A 22,932-nucleotide genomic window follows, 5' to 3' on the forward strand; every position below is an offset into this window, starting at 1 on the left:
GCCCCGCCGGGACGCCGCCACCGGGAGCGCTAGCCGCAGTTGAGCGCGCCGTACGGCACCTGCGCCGGCATGGTGACCGGCACGCCGTCGACGGTTCCGGTGACCTTCACGGTCGCCGTTCCGGCCGGGATCGACTTGGCGCGGGAGTTGAACGCCTGGTAGGCGAACTTCCCGGGCGCCACGTTGGCCACGGTCCGCGACCCGTACGGCGTGATCAGCTCGATCGTGAGAGGCACGTCGTCGTCGTTGCGGACGTTGAGGGTGACGTAGGCGTTCGTGCCGGTGCACTGGCTGCGCGCCTGCGCGTCCGTCGCCCAGACCGGGCCGCCTTCACCCACCGTGAGCGTCAGTGTGGTCCGGATGGTGCCGGCCTCGCTGACGTACGGCGGCAGGACCAGATCGCCGATGACGGTGTAGGTGCCGTCGGTGTTGACGATGTCGGGGTTGAACCGCCAGTTCACGCCGATGGCCTGGTTGTCCCTGGATCCGTCGTTGTAGGAGACCTCCACCTTGGTGGGCAGGTAGGGCAGCTCGCCGACCTCGACGTGCTGCTGGAAGGATTCGGCGCCCTGGATCGAGATGCCGTCCTCCGACATCTCGGGACGCACGTAGACCCGGGCTTCGGCGATCAGACCGTAGGCGTCGTTGGTGCCGTAGATCACGAACGGGTCGACGTTGGCTTCCGCGACCATGTCCGGGGTGATCGGCTGCCACTTGAACGCCACGGTGCCCCGGGCGCCGCTGGTGTAGACCGCCTCCAGCGTCGCCGGCGGGGTGGGCACCATGCCCACGCCGGTCCGGATGAGCACCGGCGAGCGCACCGAGTCGACGGTCTCGCCGTTGGCGCGCCAGCGCAGCACGCCGGTGCCGGCGCCGCCGGACATGAGGCCCCAGATCCGGATACGGATCCGGCTCGTGGTCACCGGTTCGAAGTTGAAGCGGTTGTAGGCGTTGGTGGCCAGACCGTTGGCGTACGAGGAACCCCCGGTGAGTGTCACCGGCGTCCAGGTGGTGCCGTCCGTCGAGGTCTCGACGGCGTAGGTCGTGGCCGTGGGGCGGCGGGTGCCGCCGTTGTCGTCGTACCAGTAGATGTCGGTCGAGGAGAGCCGCACCGGTGAGGTCCACTGGTACTGGATCCACGCCTCGTTGGCGGGGCTGGTGCCGTTGCGCGGCTGGCCCCAGTTGCCCCAGCCGGCGCCGGCGCCGGGGTTGGAACTGCTCGGCGTGGTGGCCTCGTTGACCCGCGAGTGGTTCTCCCAGGACGCGGTGCCACTGGTGGTGATCGACGCCGTGGAGCCGAACTCCGCGACGACGTCCTTCTTGGCGAGGGTCACCGACACGGTCGCCGTCGACCGCCTTTCGCCGTCGTCGGCGAAGAACCGGAAGACGTAGTCACCGGCGACGGTGCCGGTCACTCGGGTGGCCGGCGCCTTGGGGTCGGTGAAGATGACGCCCGCGCCCTGCGGCGCCGAGACGGTCTCCCAGCCGAAGGTCAGCTCGTCGTCGTACGGCACGCCGTCGTCGGAGGCCGTGCCGACCAGCCGGGTGGACAGGTTGCCGTCCGCCGAGCCGTCGCGCGTGGCGGTGACGGTCGGCGCCTGGTTGGTGACGTCCGGCACGTCGCGGCCCGAGTTGAACACCTGGATCTCGGAGATCGCGGTGAAGTAGGTCGGGTTATCGGTGAAGACGATGCGCACCTTGTCCGCGGACACGGTGTCGAACAGCGCCTCGTTGAACTTCGCCGACGGGACGGCCGGGTTCTTGAACTGGCCCGGCACCTCCTTCCAGCCGCCGCTGCCGTCGGGCACCTGGATCCACCAGCGGGCGGGCTCGTGGTAACCACCGGCCTGGCGGTCGCTGACGAAGTACACCTTGATGTTGTCGAAGGACTTGGCCGAGCCCAGGTCCAGCTCGACATAGCCGTTCTTGTCGGTCGTGCCGTAGTTGCCCCAGTAGGGCTCGTTGGCGGTGACACCGTCGGTCACGGCCGCCAGCGACACGGGCTGCTCGGTCTCCTTGATGGCGCCGGGCGTGTAGTTCATCGAGGTGGTGCTGTAGCCGGGCGTGTGGAACTGCCGCCACGGAGTCGGCCGGGTGCCCTGCTGGGTGTACGACGAGGCGAGGGTGGCGCCCTTCGCCAGGTTCGCCGAGTCCTCGGTCAGGTCGATGCCGGCCGTCTTGAGGTACGAGACGACGCGGTCGTCCTCGATGGGGGTGTTCACCGCGGCCGGGAAGTCGTCTCCGTCGTCGGCGCGGAAGGTGACGGTGAGGCCGTTCTCGGCCTGGACCTGGTTGGTCTTGGGGTCGTAGGTGACCTTGCCGAGCTGGTCGGTGCTGACCTTGCGCTCGCCGTTCAGGAACAGGCTGTAGCCCGCGCCCAGGCCGTAGTTGGTGCCGTCCGGGTCCCAGACGATGGTGACGTCCTGGCCGTGGTACTTCAGGTTGTTGACCATGAAGTGCTCGTAGCCGAACTTGATCGGCCAGAGTTCGATCTTGTCGTCGGACCGCGGCTGGATGCCGCCCATGTCCTCGACATAGATGTAGTTCATGTTCCCGAGCATCACGTGGTTCGGGTTGTTGCGGTTGTAGGTCTTGGTGGTCGGGTTCCAGTTGGAGTAGTACTCCGACTGGTTCGGGACGCGCAGGTCGGCGTTCGGGTAGATGCTCCAGGCCATCCAGTCGAGCAGCCGCTTGGCGTAGGCCGGGGTGACGTACTTCCCTTCCGGGTCGTAGTGCCGCAACGCCGACCGTACGGCGCGGTACTGCACGGTGAAGTTGATGTTGGAGAAGTTGTTGGACCCGCCGATCCCGTAGGCCGTCCGGTCGTACTGGTTGGCCGTGTAGAAGGGGAAGATCGGGAAGTTGTCGCCGTACGTCAGGAAGCGGTAGCCGTCGACGTACTTCTGCCACTCGTCGAACGGGATGAGGTTCTCGGAGTAGACGTCGTAGAGGTTCGACTCCTTGGCCGGGATCGACCCGCGGGCCGCCACGGGCAGCGGGTTGGCGCGGCCGTTGGAGCTGGCCCCGCTGGTGGCGCCATGCGACGTGGCGGCCAGGAACATCCGCGTGTCCGGGCTCCACAGCTTGTTGAGGATCGCGTCCCGGATGCCGTTGGCGCCGGCCGCCATCTCGTCGACCTTGGCCTGGTCCGCGCCGGCGATCTGGTAAAGCTGCCGGGCGGCGTCGAAGGCGCCCCACACGTACGCCGACTCCGGACGCTCGATCGTTCGCGCGCCGGGCGCGCCGGCGTTGGCCTTCGGGAATCCGAAGGAGATGGCGTCCGCGTCGTTGCCAGGCATGTAGTTGGTGTCGTACGCGATGAGCTTGTCGTCGTTGCCGTCGTAGTGTTCGAGCTGGCCCTTGCCGTCGCCCTCGAAGAAGTGAGCGAACTTCTCGGCGATCTCCTTGCCGCCACCGTGCACTTCGTAGGCCTCAAGGCCGGCCGTGCCGATGTACTGCGAGTAGTGGTTGTTCCAGCTGGTGTGACCCGGGCTGTCCAGGAAGGCCGAGGAGCCGGACAGCTCGCCGATGTTGAGGATCTGGCCGTACGGCAGGTACGGCGTGCGCAGCCACTTGGTGTCCTGCAGGTGCATCGGCTGGGTCAGCGCCACGGCGTTCTGGTAGAGGTTCACTCCCTCGATCGTCGTGGGGTACTGGTAGACGTAGCCGGTCGCGTTGGCGTCGAGGGAGTTGTAACGCTCCCCCCACCAGCGGTAGACGATGGCCTTCTCCAGCGCGGGATCGGGGACGTCGATGTAGGGCACGTCCTGCGCCCAGCGGCGGTTGAACGCCGTGATGCCGGTGCGGACCGCCTCGGCGGGGGTCAGCTCGGCGTAGTCGTGGTAGGCCTCCACCGTCTGCGGCAGCGAGGTCGAGGAGACCGCGCCGACCACGGAGAGCGAGACCGTGCCACCGGCGGGAACGGTGATCTCGCGGTCCAGGTTGGCGCCGGTGCGGGTGAAGCCGGCTCCGGTGAGGTCGATCTTGACGGTGTTCCACGGGGTGTCGATGAGCCCGTTGTTGGAACCGCTGGTGATGACCCGGGTGCCGGTCAGCTCGGCCGCGGCGGCTCCCGCCTGGGTGGCAAGCGGTGAGGCCGCCCGGACCGTGAAGGTCGCCGCCGACCCGCCGGGGTTGGTGAAGGTGATGGCGCTGACCGCGACGTTGTCGTAGGTGATGAACTTTGTAAGATCGGCGGTGACGCCGGTGGTGCCGATCGTGTACTGGCTCTTGGCGTGGCTGGGCGCGTTGAACCGGTTCGTGTTCACCTCGGTCACCGTCTGCCCGGGCACGGTGACCGTGTACAGGTTGCCGAGGTTGTTGGGGCCTCCGACGAAGGTGCTGCCGGCGAAGCCCATGACGGTGAAGTTATTGTTGCTCGCACCGCGCATGTAGAGCGAGCGGCCCCGGGTCATCAGCACGGCCGACCCGATCGCGCCGCGAACACCGAGCACGCGGTCGAGGTAGTAGTCCGTGCCGCCGGCGGCCAGGTCCTTCTCGAAGATCGACTGGTGCATGCTCGACGCGGTGAACGGAACGCCGGGCCTCAGCTGGTTGGCGACGTCGCCGACGGTGCTGTAGACCGGGTCCCCGATGTCCATGACATGGCTCTCACCGTTGGTGTAGACACCCACGTCGCCTTCGTTGCCGGGGAGAACCGGGCCGGCGGCGTGCGCTGTGGTGGGCGGCAGGCTGACCAGGCTCGCCAGGGTGAGCGCGGCGAGAGCGGCCCAGGTGGGCGCTCTGCCTATGCGTCTGACAATCATTAGACTTCCTCCTGGTACCGGGATTGCTTGCCGGCGTCGCGGCTTGTCAGAGCACGGACGCCGTCGTGAGGGGTGAATCTCGGCCGAGTCGCCGGGACGGCGTGGACGCGCCGCCCGGCGACATGAATGGGGTCAGGGAGAGTCGCGCACTCGATCCGGCACCGTTCCATCTCATGCGCGACCGTCTCAGACGCGTACTAACCGGACCGCGTTCCCCCGGAGAACGCGGGATCGGTCACGAGGGGCAGCCAGACCCGCATGGTGGCGGGACCGCGGTTGCCCCGGCGGTGGTACGGCCGGCGGGAGCATGCCGTAGTCGATGGCGCCAAACATGTTCTGCGTCATGCTGACCACGGCGACTGGCAGCGTGGTGCTCGCGCCGTCATCGAGCAGGATCAGCGGCGCGAAGAAGTCGTTCCAGGAGGCCAGGAAGGCGAACGGGCCGACGATGATCAGCGCGGGCCGGCTGTAAGCCTCGACCAGCCGCTCACTCTGGGCCTGGGTGGCCGCGCGAGTCCACATGGTGACCGTGACGGCTCCGGCCTCGGCGGCGGGCTGCTGCTGTCGCTCCTCGCCACCCGAACCTCCGCACGCCGGTGTTAACGATAACAACATGCCCAATGCGGCACTGACCCGCAGACATGGCTTTATGGCCTGCTCCTTCCGGTACCCCCAACTCAGGAAATCACCTAAAAGGTTTTCGTAACGTAGAAGAAATCTACGAAGGTGTCAACGGATTAGGCGGGTATGACGCTGCCTGAACGGCCAGTGACCTGCGAAAAGGCTTTCGGTCATCACGGCAGGCGTGCGACCATAACTGGCATGGCCGCGGTGGCGCGCGTCTCCGTCGCCACCGCCTCAAAGGCGCTCAACGGCCGCTTCGATGTCCGGGAAACGACCAGGCGACTGGTTCTGGACGCCTCCGCCCAGCTCACTCTCCAGCCGACGCGCCGGCGCAGGGCCTGCTGTCCGGGCAGACCCGCACCGTCGGCCCACACCGGCGACTTGGTCGGCAGGTTCGGCATAACCGTGCTACTCGGCGAAGAAAGCGCTTTCGGGTCAGGCGAGATGGCGGTGCTGCTCGCCGTTCGCCACCTGATCGCCACCGGACGAGAGTGACAATCAAGGCCGCGACCTGGCGGGATGGTTTATATGCACCCCTCACTGCCGGCCGCCGCCGTCCTGCCCGGACTGGTCGTGAACGCCGGCCGCAGGGCGGGAGCCGTACGGGATCGAGACCTCGGTACGGCCTCCGCCGCCGTGTGGCCACTTTCGCCACGCACCTCTTGACGAGCGAGTAAAGATCGTTAACACTCCGGAAACATGAGTCCCAAGCAGGATGACACCGCGGGCGGACAGATGGACGCGGGTCGTGCGGTGTCATCGGTCGCAGGGACAAGGGAGCAGAAGCTTTCATCGTTCTTCGCCTTTTCGTCGCCGACTTGCTGGCGGACGGTCAGGCACAACACCTAGTCGGCAGCGAGCGCGCACTCGCCCAGGGGGCATGAGGAGGTCATATGTTAGCGCTAACACGCCATGTGAGCGCTAACGCGACCCGCACTGACCACGAGGGACCTCAGACCGAACGCAGAGTCACAACCGAGGAGAGGGAAATGACAAAGAGGATCCCCAGACGCGATGTGCTGCGCCTGGCCGCCCTGACAGCCGCCACTCCGCCCGCACTCGCGTTGCTTTCGCTCGCCGGAACCGGCCCGGCCCAGGCCGCGTCGGCTACGCCGACGGCCTGGGCCCCACGCACCGACATCCCGACGCCCGCCGGCTGGGTCGTGAAGCCCTTCGCCAACGATCAGGTCAGTCTGCTGGACGGCAGTCTGTTCACCGCCAACCGCGACCGGATCCTCAACTTCCTGCGCGCCTACCCGGCCGACCGGATGCTGGCCAACTTCCGGGCCACCGCCGGTCTGGACACCCGCGGGGCCCAGCCACCCGGCGGCTGGGACGACGCGACCGGCAACCTGCGGGGGCACTACTCCGGACACTTCCTGAGCGCGCTGGCGCTGGCCTACGCGGGCACCGGCGACGGCGCTTTCAAGGACAAGGCCGACTACATGGTCACCGCGTTGGGGGAGTGCCAGGACGCTCTCGCCGCCACTGTGGGGCAGCCGGCCCCGCCTCCCACGCCCGTCGCCCGGGTGGCCGGGAAGTCCGGCACGGCGGTGAAGCTGAGCGGGCCCCAGTATGTGGCGCTGCCGTCCGGCATCGTGAGCGGGCTGCGCGACTTCACGATCGCCGTCTGGGTGAACCCGACGGTGATCAGCACCTGGTCGAGGATCTTCGACTTCGGCACCGGCACGACACGCAACATGTTCCTGGCCGTGAGCGCCGGTTCCGCGCCGAGATTCGCGATCACCACCAGCGGCGGCGGCGGCGAGCAGCGGATCAACGGCACGGGCCAGCTGCCCGCCAATCAGTGGACGCACGTCGCGGTCACCCTGTCGGGAGGCACCGGAACGCTCTACGTGAACGGCGCGCCGGTCGGCACCAACACCGCCATGACGTTCACGCCGTCCAGCCTCGGCTCGACCGGTAACAACTGGATCGGCAAGTCGCAGTACGGTGACGCGTACCTCAGCGCCGCCGTCGACGAGTTCCGGATCTACGACCACGCGCTGAGCGCGGTGGAGGTCCAGGCCATGAACTCCGGCGGGGACGGGGGCGGCGGCACCGTGGCCTGGTACCGCTTCGACGAGGACGGCGGCGACAAGGCCGTCGACTCTTCGGGCAATGGACGGGACGCCCGCCTGGTCTCCGAGGCGAGCGGCCATCCCGGCCCGAGCCATCCCGGATTCCTGGCCGCGTATCCGGAGACGCAGTTCATCCAACTAGAGCAGTTCGCGACGTACCCCACGATCTGGGCGCCCTATTACACCTGCCATATGATCATGAGGGGCCTGCTCGACGCCTACCAGCACGCAGGCAACGAGCAGGCGCTGGAGATCGTCATGAAGATGGGCGACTGGGTCTACAGCAGGCTCGGCCACCTTCCGCGGGCGCAGCTCGACCGTATGTGGAGCATCTACATCGCCGGCGAGTACAACGCCATGAACGCGGTGATGGCCGACCTCCATGCGTTGAGCGGCAAGGAGGAGTACCTCGTCGCCGCCAGGTGCTTCGACAACAGCGCGCTCTTCACCGCGACGGTGAACGACCAGGACACGCTGGACAGGAGGCATGCCAACCAGCACATCCCGCAGTTCATCGGGTACCTCTCGGTCTTCGAGCAGTCGGGGGAGCGTGATTACTTCACGGCCGCCGTCAACTTCTGGGACATGGTCGTCCCTCACCGCACCTTCACCGACGGTGGTCTGGCCGGCCCGCTCGACAACGGCGAGCTGTTCGGAGCGCGCGACGTCATCGCCGGGACAATCGGGACCAACAATGCCGAGACGTGCGCCAGCTACAACATGCTCAAGCTGAGCAGGGGCCTGTTCTTCCACACGGCGGACGCGAAGTACATGCAGTACTACGAGCGCGCCCTGTACGGTCAGATTCTCGCGTCGCGGAGAAACACCGACAGCACGACCGACCCGCTGCTGACCTACTTCATCCCGATGCGGCCGGGCGTCACGCGCAGTTATGGCAACCTCGGCACCTGCTGCGGCGGGACCGGGCTGGAGAGCCACGCCAAGTTCCAGGATTCGATCTACTTCCGGTCGGCCGACGACTCGACTCTCTATGTGAACCTCTACATGGCCTCGGTTCTGAACTGGCCAGAGAAGGGGTTCACGATCCGGCAGTCGACGAACTACCCGACCGATCCCGCTGGAACGACGACGCTCACGGTGGACGGCTCGGGTCCCCTCGATGTCAAGCTCCGCGTGCCGTACTGGGTCGAGAAGGGCTACGCGGTGCGGGTCAACGGGGTCGATCAGAAGATCGACGCCGTTCCCGGAACCTACGTCACCGTGAGCCGGGCCTGGGCCAAGGGCGACAAGATCCAGATATCGATGCCGTTCACCCTACGCGTCGAGAAGGCCTTGGACATCCCGACCACCCAAAGCATCGCCTATGGCCCCGTTCCTCTGGTCGCTCAGAGTGACGAGAACACCTACCGAGAATTCTCCTTCTACAAGAACTTCACCTTGGACGGAGACCTCATCCACGCGATCACGCCCACCACCCCGATGAACTTCACGACGCATGGTCTGTCGCTGGTCCCCTTCTACATCAACGACACCAAGCGCTACCACGCCTACTTCCATCGCGTCGAGCCGGAGATCTTCTTCGGTCAAGTGGACTCCGGCGTGCCCAACTACGACCGAGGCGACAATGTGACGTTCCTCGACGCCGTCTGGGCCAAGGCGCCCTTCGCCAACCGCGGACGGTTCCAGAGCACAGTGGCCAAGACCGCCGAGGAGTGGGTCGGCGCCGGACTGCTCACCTCCGAAGAGAAGGACAAAGTCGTTTCCGCTGCCGCCCGGGCGAGGCTGGACAGTTAGATCGGACGGGCGCTGTCGCGCAGCCTCATGGTGACGTTCATCGGTTGGCGGATGAGGTTGCGTGCGCAGCATGTCATCATGCCCGCCCACCTCACCGAACAACGAGCGTGCAACGTCCGACGCCGGGGACGTGAGCGGCCGGCGGGCCGCTCACGTCCCCGGCGGAGGGGTTGTCGAACCTAGATCATCAGGGTCAGTACCGCAGTGTCACGATCTGGTCCTCACCGTTGAGGTGCACAACGCAGATGTCGGTCGGCCCATTGCGCGGATTTCTCATTCGGGGCGGGCAGCAGGTGACCCTTGGCGTGATCGTTTGCTGGACCGGAGCAGGCGATCGCATTGACCATCCGGCTGTTGATGGGGTCGGGGTCAACAGTGGCGACCGTCAGTGTGTAGTCGCCGGGTTCGGCATAGGTGTGGGTACCGGTGATCGAGAAGGTCCCGTGACCCAGCGCCCGAACCACCGCGGCGCTGTGCGTGTTGTCTCCCCAGTTGATCTCGGCGGTCAACGAGGCCGCCGAACTTCTGGTCACTCGCGCGACCTCGCCGGTGAAGGTCGTACCCTTCACGGGCCTGATCAAGGCGCCCCGCACGGTCGGTGCCGGTGCCGCGACGACCTTCTCCGGCTCGAACGGCAGCGCGATGGCGCGCAGCTGACTGTTCTGCGCGTCGCCGGTCAGCTCCCACGTGAACATGCCGTTGAGACGGTGATCCTTCGCGTACTTCGCTCGGATGCCGAGCGACTGTGCGTCTTCGAAGCTGCACAGGCGCAGTGCGGCGGGGTCCCAGAGGTAGGGCGAGTAGACGTACGGGTCCCAGTTGATCAGGACCGTGGAGTTCGGCTTGAGTGCGTTGGCCATCGTCGACTGGCCACAGCCGGTCGCCGTCCAGGGCCGGTAGAGGCCGTTGTTCTGGCCGTCGGTCACCAGGAACCCGCGCTTAAGGGTGAACTCGGCACCGAGGGTGATTTTGTTCGCCGGTACGCCCTGCGACTTGTACAGCTTGACCGCCGCATCGATGCTGTTGTACTGGTCGCCGCTGGTGTCCAGCGGGTGGTTGTAGAGCGGCTGGTTGAACATGGAGATCGGCGAGTACCCCGTGCCCATGTCGTAGGTCATCAGGTTGATGGTGTCGAGCGTCCGGCCGAGCGTCGCCAGGTCGAAGCTCTTCAGTACGTCGTACGGCGCGCCGTGCACATTGTCGCCGGAATCCTGCCACCGGCCGGCCGGCAGAGCCGCGGTGACCAGGAAGTCACGGTGGCTCCTGCCGTGGGCGTCGGCGTAGGCGTTCAGTTGGGCGCGGAACTCGTTGACCAGGAGGTTGACATTCTCGCGGTCATCCGGGCTGTAGCCGATGTAGTTCAGGCCCCCACTGACCGGGAACTCCCAGTCGATGTCGAATCCGTCAACCGCGCCGTTGTCCACGAAGGCCGAGATACACGAAGCGACGAAAGCCTTCCGCTTGGCGTCGGTCGAGGCCGCGTCGGAGAAGCCCCCGGCTCCCCAACCGCCGATGGAGCGGATGACCTTGAGGTTCGGCGTTTTCTGGCGCTGCGCAAGGACGGCGTTGATTCCGGCCTGACTCGCGGTGGTGCATTTTCCGTTGCTGATCGTGGAAAACGCCCAGTAGAAATGGGTGACCAGGTCCATCTGGATGGTGCTGAAGTTGGGCGTCCCCTGCAACAGGTAGCCGCCCACCATGGGACTCGACGGTGCCGGTACCGTTTCACCGACCTCCGCAGGACCTGAGGCGAGGGCCGACGGCGCCCCTGCGAAAACCGTGCCGGCGGTCAGCACAGCGACGAGTGCGGCCGTTGCGAACCTGGGGATCCTCAGTTTTCGGAGAATCGATTCCTTCATAGCGTTCCCTTCTGGGATCGAGTGATCGATACCACCGGCAGTCCCCGGCCAAGGGACTGGACGGGCGCGACTTGCCGCTGGGGCTGTGAGGGACTTGCGTCAGCCTTGACGGGGCATGGAGCGTGGACCATGCCGCGTTTGGAGAGTCGCGGACGTAGGAATTCGCCGTGCCCAGGCAAGGTGTGCAGGTACGGCAGACGGCCCGGCAGTTGTTCGGTCGCGGCTCGCGGCAAGGAACGAGATCTTCACGTCACTCCTTAAATCGGGTACCGCATACCTCCAGCACGGGCCGCGTTCGGGCATTGATTGGACATGTCCGGCGACTCGTTGGGCGCTGCAAGCGTCCGTGCAGCTTCCTGATGTGGTGGTGGGGGAGTTCACGCGGCCAGGAGACCGACCGTCCCGGCGATCTTCTTGCTCATCTCGATTACCGCCTTGCTATTGGGGGGTGGCTGGTCTATACCGGTTGGCGGCCTTGGGTGGCGGATAGATCCCTTATGTAGGGATCTCAGGCTGTTAGGGTAAACAGAAGTTAAAGTTTTGGTCTATACCGCCATGTATCGGATTCGCAACAACGGTGACTGTTGCCACAGCCGGTCTATACCGGGGGCGACGTCGACGGCATCTCAGGAGTGAGTCGGAACTCGATGGGCGGGGGCCGTCGACCGGGAGATCAGACGCGGCAAACCCGCTGGACACCATCGGTTCAGGTCGGTCCGGACAAGGAGAACGGCCGCCTTGCCGACCTCCGCCGGTTTCCCTGAGTGGCCGCCTGCTGTGATGGCCGCGCGAGATCGCGCCACGAAGCGATCACTCGGTCGCTCGTTCACTTGCTGTAGTGGGCCCGCCTGAGGACACGCCTTGGAAGCGGACAGAGCGGTGCGGTCCGGTGCGGTCGGTGTTCGTTGTAGAAGATCTCGAACTCGCGCAGGGCATGCAATGGATGGGGCTGATTCCAGATCAGGGTGCGGTCCAACACCTCGCGTCGGCAGGCCTGAATCGAGCGCGCCATGATCGCTTCGGCGCGCCGGCTCATATGATCCACAGCGTGGCCGGCCCCCGTCACTGGCGCTGAGGAACCGTTGTGAAGAGCAGTCGAATCAAGACGGCCTTCCAGATCGAGGCCGTCGTAACGCTTGCGGTGTTGTGTGTCTGGATACTGCTAAGCCTTGCCTATGACGATCAGATCGGGGCCTTTTTCCTGGACGGCCCCGCGCTGCCCCTTGCTGCCGGCACGCTGATCGTCGGATCCATCGTCGTCACCTGGTCGCTTCGGAAGCGTGACTCCTTGGAACTGCGCATCCTCAGTTACACAGCCACGTCCGCTCGATTCGTGATCGTCGTAGCGATATGCCTGCTGGTGACATGGGAACTGTCCGAGCTGTCCGGCCTAGTCTCGACAGCCCCAGTTCCGTCCTAGTGCCGCCCGAGCTTCACTGGATTTTTCGGCCGCGTGGGCCGTTGTGTTGGTCGCCTGCCAGGGCGGTTTTCTCCCGCCCTGGCAGGCGTTGTGCGAGTCAGAGGGCCAACACGGCGACCGGCGGCTGCATGTTTCGGAGCCGCCGGTACCGGTTGCGGGAATGCGTGACTTCACCGGTCGAGCACCGGCGCCAACCCCTCTTCGACTCGCGGTCGAACGGGCGGCCCTCGGGGCAGGCCGTCTTGTGTGCGTTACCCGCGCAGAACCCGGTCCCGCGGACCATGTTCTCCCTGTGCGTCACCGGATGGACGGTAGAAGCCGTCGGGCTCCGGGATGCGCCGACGCGGATGCCGGGTGAGGCGGTAGCCGGCGACGCCGGTGACCGCCGCGATGGCACCGCCGATGGCGGTCCAGGCCCAGCGGGTCGACAGGTCGGGGAGCCAGTCCCAGCTCCAACCGGTGTCCTTCTCCTCCTCGGCCGCGACCGGCGGCGCCGAGGTCATTACCGTGCCGGCGGCGACCGGCTGGGTCAGCGAGGCCTTGAGCTCGCCGCCCTCCGGCTGGATGTCGTCGCTGTCATGAGCGGTGATCTGCATCGCCACCTGCATCGGCAGGCCCAGATCCTGCTCAGGCAGTGTGGTGACGGCTAGGCGGACGTAGTAGGTACCGGGCAGCGGGTCGCCGGACCACGGCTCGGCCCAGGCGCGGACCTGCCGCAGGGTGCAGCCCAGGGTGACCGATGCGGCGCCGGCCGCGGCGGTCGGAGTCTGGGCGCCCGCCGTACAGGCCTGGCGGCGGCGGAGCCCGTCGAAGACGTCCACCGCCCAGCTGGATGCGCCGTGCCGGGAGGCAGCGGGCGGCAGGGTGACGGTGATCGCGATCTTGTCGGTCTGCCCGGCCTCGGCGGTGAACGACCAGTAGAGGTAGTCGCCGGTGGACCCGGCCAGCTGCACCGGCTGTCCGGGCTGGACGGCGGTCGCGGTGAGGAAGGAGGAGCCGGCCGTGGTCACCGGCGCCAGGCTTTCCGACGGGGACGGCGACGGCGTGGCGGTGTCGGCGGCGGCCGGACCGGCGGAGAGCAGCAGTGCGGCCGCGGCGGCGGACAGCGCCCCGGCGCAGCGGCGGACGGAAGTTGTCAGCATCATCAGTTCGCCCTCCAGATCGCGACCCGCCAGCGCGCCAGCCAGCCGAAGAGCAGACCACCCACCAGACCGGCGAGGGCCAGCAGGCCGAGCAGCCCCCAGCCGCGGCCCAGGTCCGGGCCGTTCGGGGCGGGGGAGGAGTCGACGACGCCGACGGTCAGCTCCAGCGGCATACCGGGTGTTGCGGCCGTGGTGGCGGTGGGCGAGGAGAAGGAGTTGCTGACCACCAGGCAGACGGTCTGGTCGGGAGCGTTCTGCTCGGCGGACCAGCGCAGGCCGGTGGAGAGCACATCGGTCCGGCCGCTGCCCGCGTCGGTGCCGCGAACCAACTCCCGGCCGTCCTGGGAGACGGCCCGCAGCAGCACGCCGTAGTCGCGGTTGAGCGCGCGGTCCAAGGAGACGCTGACGGAGGCCCGCAGCTCCTGCCCGTCGCGGACCGGGACCTGGTACCAGCGGTGTTCCTGGAACTGCTCCCGGTCGGTGTAGGCGCCTGGGCTGAGCATCGGGGCGCCCTTGCAGTTGTCGGTGCCGTCCACCTGAGCCGGGGTCTGGGTGTAGGTGGTCGCGGCGCGGTCCACCAGCTGGTTGATCCGGTTCGTCAGCTGGGTCTTGCTGGTGACGGCGGTGTAGGTGCCGCCGGTGGCGGAGGCGATGCAGGTCAGCTGCCTGCGCACCTTGTCGTTGAGGGTCAGGCCGAGGGTGTCCACCACCAGGTGGGTGCCCTGCGCGGCGAGTTCCCGGGCGACCTCGCACGGGTCGGGCGGGGCGCAGGTGTCCTCGCCGTCGGTGATCAGGACGATCCTGCGGGTGGTCTCGCCGGTTCCCAGGTCCTGGGCGGCGGCGCGCAGGGCCAGGCCCACCGGGGTGAAGCCGGTGGGGCGCAGGGTGGCGACGGCGGTCTTGGCCTCCAGCTTGTCGATCGGGCCGATCGGCACCAGCTGCTGGGTGTCCTTGCAGCCCACGGCCTTGACGTTGCCGGGGTAGGTGGCGCCGAGGACGCGGATGCCGACCTGGGCCTCGGCGGGCATCGCGTCCAGCACATCGTTGAAGGACTGCTGGAGCACCGAGATCCGGCTGTGGCCCTCGATGTCGCGCGCCCGCATCGAGCCGCTGATGTCGAGGACCAGCTCGACCTTGGGCGGTTCCTTCGGGGTGGTCTCGTCGGCGTGCGCGGGGGGCGCGCCGAACAGGGAGAGGGCGGCCAGCATCCCAAGCAGGGCTGCGGCCGGGCGTCGTCTGATGATCACTCGGAGATCCTAGTGATCATCAAGATTACCCGGATCACCGTCCTGCCCGGCCTTGTAGCCGTTCCGTCCGCTCAGCGCGCCGGGGTGGGCCGGCGCCCGCCGGGCCCGCTCGCGGAACCCGTCGCCATCAGGTCTGCGGCACGGCGACCTGCGGCCCGTGCCCCGGCGCCACCGACCCCTGCAACACCAGCGCGGCCCCGCCGATCGCCGCCGAATCCCGGGGATTGCTCGACAGGTCGACCTGCACCGCATGGATCCGCCGCGAGAACGCACGCTCGGCGAGCCGCCGCCGGATCTCGCTCACGTACAACGATCCCGCGACCGCGAATCCTGGCCCGGCGAGCACCAGCGTGTCCAGATCCCACAGGTTCGCCAGGGTGAGCGCCCCGTCGGCCAGTAGCGCCGCCGACTCCTCCACAAGGCCCCGCGCCTGATCGTCGCCGTAGATCGCCGCGCGGGCGAGCACGTCGAAGGCCCGAGCGTCCGGGTCGTCGGGGCGGATCCCCAGACGGTGGGCGAGACCGGCGATCGTGCGGGCGCGCGACACCAGCGCGGCCGGAGCCGCGTACAGCTCCAGGCAGCCGCGGCTTCCGCACCGGCACGGGTCGCCCTCGCGGACCACGGACACGTGCCCGATCTCGCCTGCGTTCGAGCTGGCCCCCCGCTGGAGCGCTCCGTCGAGGACGACCCCCGAGCCGATCCCGGAGTTCATGTAGAGGCACCCGAAGGTGCGGCCCCGGGAGACCTGCCGTCCCCAGAACTCGCCCACGGCAGCGGCGGCGGCGTCGCCGTCGACGAGCACCGGGACCCCGAGCCGCGCGGACAGCGCCCGCCGCAGGTCCAGATGCCCGAAACCGGGCAGCGCGAGGAAACGACCGTGCGCCACGTCGACCGGTCCCGGCGCGACGACGGCCAGGCCCGCCACGCTCTGCGGCGCCAGCCCGAGGCCGCAGGTCACGCGCAGGTAGAGGTCGCTGAGCTGGGTCACCACATCCTCGGCGGGCGAGACGGCGACGAGTTCGCGGCCGATGGTGCCGCCACGGGTGTCGGTCACCACGCACGTCAGCGTGTCGGCTCCGACGCGGATGCCGACGCCGTACGCCGAGCGGGAGTTGATCACGAGCAAGGTGCGCGGCTTGCCGCCGGTCGCCACCGTGTCGCCGGTCTCGCGGACGACGCCGTCGTCGAGCAGACGGCGGACGATGTTGGAGATCGTCGGCTGGGTCAGGCCGGTCGCCTTGACGAGCTCGACCCGGCTGATCGGGCCGGAGGACCGGATGAGGTCGACGACGAGCGCACGGCTCCCGGGCCCCGCAGCCGCGGATTCTCGCCTCGCCAACGCTGGACCGCCTTTCGCCCCTGCCGCGGCATTACCGTTACGGGGCACGAGGTTAGTTCACGAGGAGGACATCGATGGCCGCGGAATCGACGGGCCCGCGCGCGGGCACGCCCGTTGGGCTCGCTCTCGTACGTGACGCCGAGGTCCTCGGGGCCGAGCCGTTCTTCCACGAGTTCATCGCGGGCATGGAACGCGTCCTGGTGCCGCTCGGCGTTCCGGTGCTCCTCCAGGTCGTCGCGACCATCGCACAGGCCGCCGACCGCATGCGGGCCTGGGCCGAGGAGGACCAGGTGCAGGGAGTGATTCTCATCGACCTGCTGCCGGGCGACGAGCGGGTCGCGCTCGTACGCGAACTGGGCATGCCCGCAGTGGTCATCGGCGACCCGGTGACAGCCGGGGGGCTGCCGGCCGTGTGGACGCAGGACGAGGTCGCCATGCGCGGGGTCGTCGACAAGCTCGTCGCGGGCGGCCACGACCACCTCGGGCACGTGGCCGGGCCCGCCGACATGGCGCACACGATCATCCGCCGCCGCACCTTCGCCGACGTGGCGGCCGAGCACGGCGTGCGGACGACGACGTTCGACGGCGACTACTCCGAGGCGGCCGGGGTGTGCGCAGTCACGGCCCTTGCGAGCATCCGCGACCGGCCGACCGCGCTCGTCTTCGACAACGACGTCATGGCGCTGGGGGCGCTGCACGAGGCCGCGCGGCTCGGGTTCGCCGTGCCGGCCGACCTGTCGCTCGTCGCGTGGGACGACTCGGCGCTGTGCCAGCTGGCGGAGCCGCCGCTGTCGGCCGTCAGCCACGATGTGCAGGCGCTGGGCGTGCTGGTGGGGGAGACGCTGGCCGAGGTCCTGTCGGGAGCCACCGCCCGGGTCATCACGGCCGCTCCGGCGACGCTCGTCGTTCGCGGTTCGAGTATTTAATAGATTACTAATCTTTGTTATTGACTCCGGGCTTCGTGTCCTGTTTGCTGTGGTTCAGCACACCCCAGCAATGCCCGTGCAACCCGTGAGTAACGTCCGGGACACACGACACCCCCTGAACATGAAGCAAAGGATGCCCCATGCACCGCACCACGCCTCGAGCCGTACGCGGGGTGGCCGCGTTCGCCGTCGGAGCCCTCGTCCTCTCCCTCGCCGCGTGCGGCTCCGACGAACCGGCGGCGTCCGCGCAGGGGGGCGGCTCCCTCGACGTCGTCACCCGCTGGACGGCCGGCAACTCGGCGGCGGCGGCCCAGAAGCGCGTATTCGACGCCTACACCAAGGAGACCGGCACCACGATCAACCTCACCGAGGGCCTGGAGGAGATCGACGACCAGGTGGAGACCTCGATCGCGGCGGGCAAGTCGCCCGACCTGGTGATCGTCAACCTCTTCGACAAGACCGTCGGCTGGCTCGACGCGGGCGTCACCGTCCCCGTCGACCAGTACGTCAAGGACTGGGGGCTGGAAACCACGATGAAGCCGGAGGCCCTCGACGAGTGGCGGGTCGGCGGCGTCGCCGGCGGCGAGCTCCAGGGCCTGCCGTTCTCCGGGTTCAGCTGGCCGCTCTGGTACAACACCGATCTGCTCACCAAGGCCGGGGTGACGTCCGTGCCGAAGACCACCGACGAGCTCATCGACGCGGCCCAGAAGCTGCGCGCGGCCGGGATCGGCCCGGTCGCCGTCGGAGGCAAGGACTGGACCGGTCAGAAGCTCTTCTACCAGATCGCCCAGTCGTTCACCGACGCCAAGACGATGCAGAAGGTCATGCAGGAGGGCGGCTACTGCGCGACGCCGACCGTGATGAACGGCATCACGCTGTTCACCCGATTGCGTGACGCCAAGGTGTTCGTCGACAACGCCGCCGGTCTGTCGTCCGACGACATGTACGCCACGTACTACTCCGGCAAGGCCGCGATCATGTCGGCCGGCTCGTGGGCGTACACCGAGTCGAAGGCCTCCGGCACGGGCATCGAGACGCGGACCACCCTCGGCGGGTTCCCCGTGCCGAGTGGCGCCGCCTATGCCAAGCCGTCGGCCTACCAGGGCTTCACCGGCGTCGGCTTCATGATCACCAAGCAGGGCGCCTCGCCCGAGAAGATCGGCAAGATCAAGGCGCTCATCACCAAGTTCTACGACCAGGCCACCGTCGGCGACTTCGTCAAGGACGCCGGCATTCTGCCCCCTGTCACCGGCGACTTCGCCTCGTACGCGACCGACCCGCTGACGGCCAAGTCGCTGGGCCTGGACACCGAGGTCGACCATGAGGTGCTGCCCGACGTCTGGATCGGCGCCGCGTCCGACCCGATCACCCAGGTCCTGACCGGGGCCTACGGCAAGGCGACTCCGCAGGAGATCTGCGAGGGCCTCGACACGGCCACCAAAGGCTGAGAGACCACCTCCCAATAAGGGGTCGCCGGGCGCCGCGGCGGCCCCTCTCCTGCACGAAGGAAACACCCTCACATGACCAGATCCCCCCGGGTCCTCTGGCTGACCGTTCCATCCCTCGTCTGGTTCGCCGTCTTCTCCGTCGGCCCGCTCGTGGCGATGTTCGTCATCGCCACGCTGCGCTGGAAAGGGCTGCTGTACGAGCCCACGTACATCGGCCTGGACAACGTCACCAAGGTGTTCGCCGATCCGACCTTCCACGCGGCGGTGCGCAACAGCCTGATCCAGGTGGCCGTCGCGATCCCGGTGATGATCCCGCTGGCCTTCATGCTCGGATACCACCTCAACACCAAGCCGCGGGCCTACCGGATCCTGTCGGTCCTCTACTTCTCGCCGGGGCTCATCTCGATCTCCATGACCGGGATGATCTTCTACGGCGTGCTGTCGCCCAACGGCGGCGTCAACGGCCTGCTGCGCGGGCTCGGGCTCGACTCGCTGGCCAACGCGTGGCTGGCCGACCCGGCCACCGCGCTGCCGAGCCTCATCGCCATCGACCTGTGGCGCGGCATCGGCTGGACGGCGGTGCTGTTCGCGGCCCGCCTCGCCAGCGTGCCGGGTGAGGTGATCGAGGCGGCCCAGATCGACGGCGCCGGCAGGTTCCGCACGATGTGGCAGGTCGCCTTCCCGATGGTGAAGGACTACGTCCGCACGCTGACGATGCTCCAGTTCCTCTGGACGCTCTTCACCTCGGCCGCGCTGATCCTGCTGCTCACCAAGGGCGGCCCCGGCACGTCCTCGACCACCCTGTCCTACCTCGTCTACGCCAAGGCCTTCTCGATGCGCGACCTCGGCTACAGCCAGGTCGTGGGCGTCGTGCTGCTCCTGTTCGGTATCGCCGGAATGGCGCTGATCCGGGCCCTGCTGCGGGGGGACACCCGATGAGGAAGCGTCCGCTCGCGACGGTCCTGAGCTGGTTGTACGCCCTGATCCTCGCGGCCCCGCTCTACTACCTCGCGGTCAGCGCCCTGAAGACCAACATCGAGATCTTCACCCGGCCGTTCGCGCTGCCCGCGGCGTGGCTGTGGGAGAACTTCCACACCGCCTGGGAGACCGCCCGGCTCGGGCAGGCGCTGCTCAACTCGGTGCTCATCTCGCTGGTCGCGATCGTGCTGACGCTGGCGCTGGCCGTACCGGCGGCGTACGCGCTGGCCCGCACCGACAGCCGGGCGGCCCGGGTGATCACCGGCGCCTTCTCGGCCGGGTTCCTCATTCCGCCGTTCGCGGCGCTGATTCCCACGGTCGTGCTGGCGATCAACATGGGACTCTTCGGCACCCGCGAGTTCCAGATGCTCTTCCTGCCCGCGAGCGCGCTGCCGCTGTCGGTGCTGCTGCTGACGCAGTTCATGCGCACCGTGCCGGCGGCGCTGGTGGAGTCGGCCGCACTCGACGGGGCCGGTCACTGGAGGCTGCTGACCCGCGTCTTCGTGCCCATCGCGAGGCCGGGCGTGGTGAGCGTGACGATCCTCCAGCTGCTCACCTTCTGGAACGAGTACCTGTTCGCCCTGACCATCACGGGCACCTCGCCGGACGTGCGCACCGTCCAGGTCGCCCTGCCGACGCTCATCTCCGACGCGACCAACCTCGGCGTGCTCGCCGCCGGCACCGTGCTCACCGTGCTGCCGGTGTACGTCGCGTACTCACTCATGAATCGCCGGATGCAGGAAGCACTCACCGCGGGGGCGGTCAAGGAATGACACAGACCACACAGGCCACTACCTCCATGAGCGCCACCCGCTTCGACCTCGGCGGCGAATGGGAGCTGACCTGGGCAGGAGGGCCGGACGACGCGCCGGAGGCCGTCCGCACGGCGGCGATCCCGGCGCGGGTGCCCGGCGAGGTGCACACCGCCCTCATGGCGGCCGGGCTCATCGCCGACCCCGACGTGGGGTGGGGCGAGCTGGCGCAGCGGTGGGTCGGCCACTCCCAGTGGGTCTACAAGCGCACGGTGCACTGGTCGCCGGTTTCCGGGGCGCGGACCGACCTGGTGGCCGACGGCCTCGACACGATCGCCGAGGTGTACGTGAACGGCAGCCTCGTCGGCGCCGCGCGCGACCAGCACCTCGCCTACCGCTGGCCGGTCGACGACGTGCTGGTGCCGGGCGAAAACCACGTCGAGGTGCGGTTCGCCTCGGCGTGGGAGGCCGCCCATCAGCACGAACACGCCCACGGCCCGCTGCCCAGCCCGTACGACGAGCCCTACGCGCACGTACGCAAGGCCGCCGCCAACTTCGGCTGGGACTGGGGCCCTCACTACGTCACCGCCGGGATCTGGCGGGGCATCCGGCTGGAGACCTACACGGGCAGGATCGACAACGTCCGCCCGCTTGTCCGCCTCGACCTCGGCCACACCACCGCCCACGTCACGGTGCACGTACGCGTGGACGCGCCGGACGGGTCCGAGGTGTGCGTGGAACTGGCCGACCCGACCGGTCGGCCGGTCGGATCGGCCACGGGCACGGTCGTCGGAAGTGACGAGGTCGTCGTCGCCCTGCGGGTGGACGACCCCGACCTCTGGTGGCCCGTCGGCCTCGGCGGGCAGCCGCTGTACCGCCTGCGCGTGGAGCTCGGCCACGCCGGGGTCGTGCTGGACTCCGCGTCCGTACGGGTGGGACTGCGCAGCGTCGCGGTCGACGAGACCCCCGACGCGCTCGGCACCCGCTGGGCGCTCGTCGTCAACGGCAGGCCGGTACGGGTCCGGGGGTACAACTGGATCCCCGACGACACGTTCGCGAGCCGGGCCACGCCGGAGCGGGTGGCGTACCGGATCGACCAGGCGGTCGCCGGGAACGCCAACCTGCTGCGCGTCTGGGGCGGCGGGCACTTCGCCACCGAGGAGTTCCTCGATGCGTGCGACGAACGCGGCGTCCTGGTGTGGCACGACTTCCTCTTCGCGTGCGCCGCGTACTGCGAGGACGAGGAGATGACCGCGCTGGTGACCGCCGAGGCGGAGCAGGCGGTCGCCCGGATGGCGGCGCACCCGAGCCTGGTGATCTGGTGCGGCGGCAACGAGACCGTGCTCGGCTGGCACCACTGGGGCTGGGCCGACCAGATCGGCACGCGCGGCTGGGGCGCGCGGTACTACCTCGACGTGCTGCCCGCGGTGCTGGAACGGCTCGACCCGACGCGGCCCTACGTGCCCAACTCGCCCTGGTCGGGCGCGCTCGACCGGGACCCGGCGGCCGACACCCACGGCCTCAGCCACCTGTGGGACGCCTGGAACGAGCGCGACTACGCCCATTACCGCTACCACGACCCGTCGTTCGTGGCCGAGATGGGCTGGTGCGGCCCGCCCGCGTGGACGACGCTCGACCGCGTCGTCCCGGGTGAGTCTCCCGGGCCGGACTCGCCGCAGACGCGTCACCACCTGCGCGCCATCGACGGCATGCACAAGCTCACCCGGGGGTTGCAGCCCCATGTGCCGACGCCCCGGACCGACGCCGACTGGCACTTCGCGACGCAGGTCGTGCAGGCCCGCGCGGTCGCGGCGGGCGTCGAGTGGCTGCGGTCGCGCGAACGGTGCGCGGGCGCGGTGGTCTGGCAGCTCAACGACTGCTGGCCGGTGATCAGCTGGTCCGCCGTCGACGGCGCGGGCATCGAGAAACCGCTCTGGCACGCGCTGCGTCGCTCCTTCGCCCCCCGCCTGGCGAGCGTCCAGCCGGTCACCCCGGGACCGACCCACGACCCGACCGGCCCCGACGGCCTGGTGGTCGCGCTGGTCAACGACTCGGCCACGGCCTGGACCGCCGACGTGCTGGTCCGAAGGGTGGCGCTCGACGGCCGGGAGCTCGCCCGGACCACCCTCAGCGCCGGCTGCCCGGCAGGCGGCCTGGTACGGCTGCCCGTCGACCCGGCCGTCGCGAACCCCGGCGACCCGAACGCCGAGATGCTCGTCGTCGAGGCCGGCGGGACACGTACCACCTGGATCTACCGCCCCGAGCGCGAGCTGACCGCACCGCGCCCGGAACGGCGGGTCGCCGTCGAGATCGCCGACGGAGTCCTGCGCGTCACGGTCACCGCCGTGACCACCCTGCGCGAGGTGTGTGTGGCCGCCGACCGGCTGGCCGCGCCACTCGGCCTCGAACCGTCCGCGCTCGTTGTGGACGACGCCCTCGTCACGCTCCTGCCGGGCGAGAGCCGTACCTTCCGCATCACCCGACGGGACGGCCGTGCGATCGGCCCGGCCGAGCTCCCCACCACCCTCCTCAGCGCAACGGTCCGGTCCTTCGGCGAGGTCACCGGCCCCAGTGGGAATTCGCTCTGACCAAAGG

14 protein-coding genes are annotated in these 22,932 nt (G+C 68.5%); 8 read left to right on the top strand and 6 right to left on the bottom strand.

What is annotated here, in order from left to right:
* Positions 1 to 29: 29 nt before the first annotated feature.
* Complete coding sequence (locus Pph01_RS32465; protein ID WP_204077008.1) at positions 30 to 4,766, bottom strand: discoidin domain-containing protein; 4,737 nt, start codon at positions 4,764 to 4,766, stop codon at positions 30 to 32.
* Between the two features lie 186 nt (positions 4,767 to 4,952).
* Entirely contained in the window at positions 4,953 to 5,381 is a 429-nt protein-coding gene (locus Pph01_RS42985; protein ID WP_239117177.1) for a hypothetical protein, read from the bottom strand.
* A gap of 207 nt (positions 5,382 to 5,588) precedes the next feature.
* Between Pph01_RS42985 and Pph01_RS32475 the strand changes: the two genes are divergently transcribed.
* Both Pph01_RS32475 and Pph01_RS32480 read left to right on the top strand, forming a co-directional pair.
* Positions 5,589 to 5,885: a helix-turn-helix domain-containing protein gene (locus tag Pph01_RS32475; RefSeq protein WP_239117178.1), complete on the top strand. Its 297-nt coding sequence runs from the start codon at positions 5,589 to 5,591 to the stop codon at positions 5,883 to 5,885.
* Between the two features lie 494 nt (positions 5,886 to 6,379).
* A complete protein-coding gene (locus tag Pph01_RS32480; protein ID WP_204077009.1) occupies positions 6,380 to 9,226 on the top strand; it encodes a beta-L-arabinofuranosidase domain-containing protein in 2,847 nt (948 codons plus the stop codon).
* 221 nt (positions 9,227 to 9,447) lie between these two features.
* Here the strand turns inward: Pph01_RS32480 and Pph01_RS32485 are convergent, their stop codons facing one another.
* Positions 9,448 to 11,085 carry a glycoside hydrolase family 18 protein gene (locus tag Pph01_RS32485; RefSeq protein WP_204077010.1) on the bottom strand — a complete coding sequence of 546 codons (1,638 nt, stop codon included), beginning with the start codon at positions 11,083 to 11,085 and terminating at the stop codon, positions 9,448 to 9,450.
* Between the two features lie 1,084 nt (positions 11,086 to 12,169).
* On the opposite strand from Pph01_RS32485, the gene Pph01_RS32490 reads away from it, so the two are divergent.
* Positions 12,170 to 12,505 carry a hypothetical protein gene (locus Pph01_RS32490; RefSeq protein ID WP_204077011.1) on the top strand — a complete coding sequence of 112 codons (336 nt, stop codon included), beginning with the start codon at positions 12,170 to 12,172 and terminating at the stop codon, positions 12,503 to 12,505.
* Between the two features lie 251 nt (positions 12,506 to 12,756).
* Here the strand turns inward: Pph01_RS32490 and Pph01_RS32495 are convergent, their stop codons facing one another.
* The 3 genes from Pph01_RS32495 to Pph01_RS32505 all read right to left on the bottom strand — a co-directional run bounded on the left by Pph01_RS32495 (position 12,757) and on the right by Pph01_RS32505 (position 16,233).
* Complete coding sequence (locus tag Pph01_RS32495; protein ID WP_204077012.1) at positions 12,757 to 13,650, bottom strand: hypothetical protein; 894 nt, start codon at positions 13,648 to 13,650, stop codon at positions 12,757 to 12,759.
* Positions 13,650 to 14,894: a VWA domain-containing protein gene (locus Pph01_RS32500; RefSeq protein WP_204077013.1), complete on the bottom strand. Its 1,245-nt coding sequence runs from the start codon at positions 14,892 to 14,894 to the stop codon at positions 13,650 to 13,652. Before Pph01_RS32500 ends, Pph01_RS32495 begins: the two co-directional genes overlap by 1 nt.
* A 127-nt stretch (positions 14,895 to 15,021) precedes the next feature.
* Positions 15,022 to 16,233 (bottom strand): ROK family transcriptional regulator, encoded by a 1,212-nt coding sequence (locus Pph01_RS32505; protein WP_204077014.1) that lies wholly within the window; start codon positions 16,231 to 16,233, stop codon positions 15,022 to 15,024.
* Positions 16,234 to 16,307: 74 nt separating this feature from the next.
* Between Pph01_RS32505 and Pph01_RS32510 the strand changes: the two genes are divergently transcribed.
* The 5 genes from Pph01_RS32510 to Pph01_RS32530 all read left to right on the top strand — a co-directional run bounded on the left by Pph01_RS32510 (position 16,308) and on the right by Pph01_RS32530 (position 22,925).
* Entirely contained in the window at positions 16,308 to 17,159 is an 852-nt protein-coding gene (locus Pph01_RS32510; RefSeq protein ID WP_204077015.1) for a LacI family DNA-binding transcriptional regulator, read from the top strand.
* Positions 17,160 to 17,299: 140 nt separating this feature from the next.
* Positions 17,300 to 18,607 (top strand): ABC transporter substrate-binding protein, encoded by a 1,308-nt coding sequence (locus Pph01_RS32515; protein ID WP_204077016.1) that lies wholly within the window; start codon positions 17,300 to 17,302, stop codon positions 18,605 to 18,607.
* A gap of 72 nt (positions 18,608 to 18,679) precedes the next feature.
* Positions 18,680 to 19,546, top strand: a complete 867-nt coding sequence (locus Pph01_RS32520) for a carbohydrate ABC transporter permease (protein ID WP_204077017.1) — start codon at positions 18,680 to 18,682, stop codon at positions 19,544 to 19,546.
* Positions 19,543 to 20,358, top strand: coding sequence for a carbohydrate ABC transporter permease (locus Pph01_RS32525; protein ID WP_204077018.1), 816 nt, complete (start codon positions 19,543 to 19,545; stop codon positions 20,356 to 20,358). Before Pph01_RS32520 ends, Pph01_RS32525 begins: the two co-directional genes overlap by 4 nt.
* A 26-nt stretch (positions 20,359 to 20,384) precedes the next feature.
* On the top strand, positions 20,385 to 22,925 hold the full coding sequence (locus tag Pph01_RS32530) for a glycosyl hydrolase 2 galactose-binding domain-containing protein (protein ID WP_204077019.1): 2,541 nt from the start codon (positions 20,385 to 20,387) through the stop codon (positions 22,923 to 22,925).
* Positions 22,926 to 22,932 lie beyond the last annotated feature (7 nt).

The sequence above is a fragment of the Planotetraspora phitsanulokensis genome (assembly GCF_016863295.1).
Classification (GTDB): domain Bacteria; phylum Actinomycetota; class Actinomycetes; order Streptosporangiales; family Streptosporangiaceae; genus Planotetraspora; species Planotetraspora phitsanulokensis.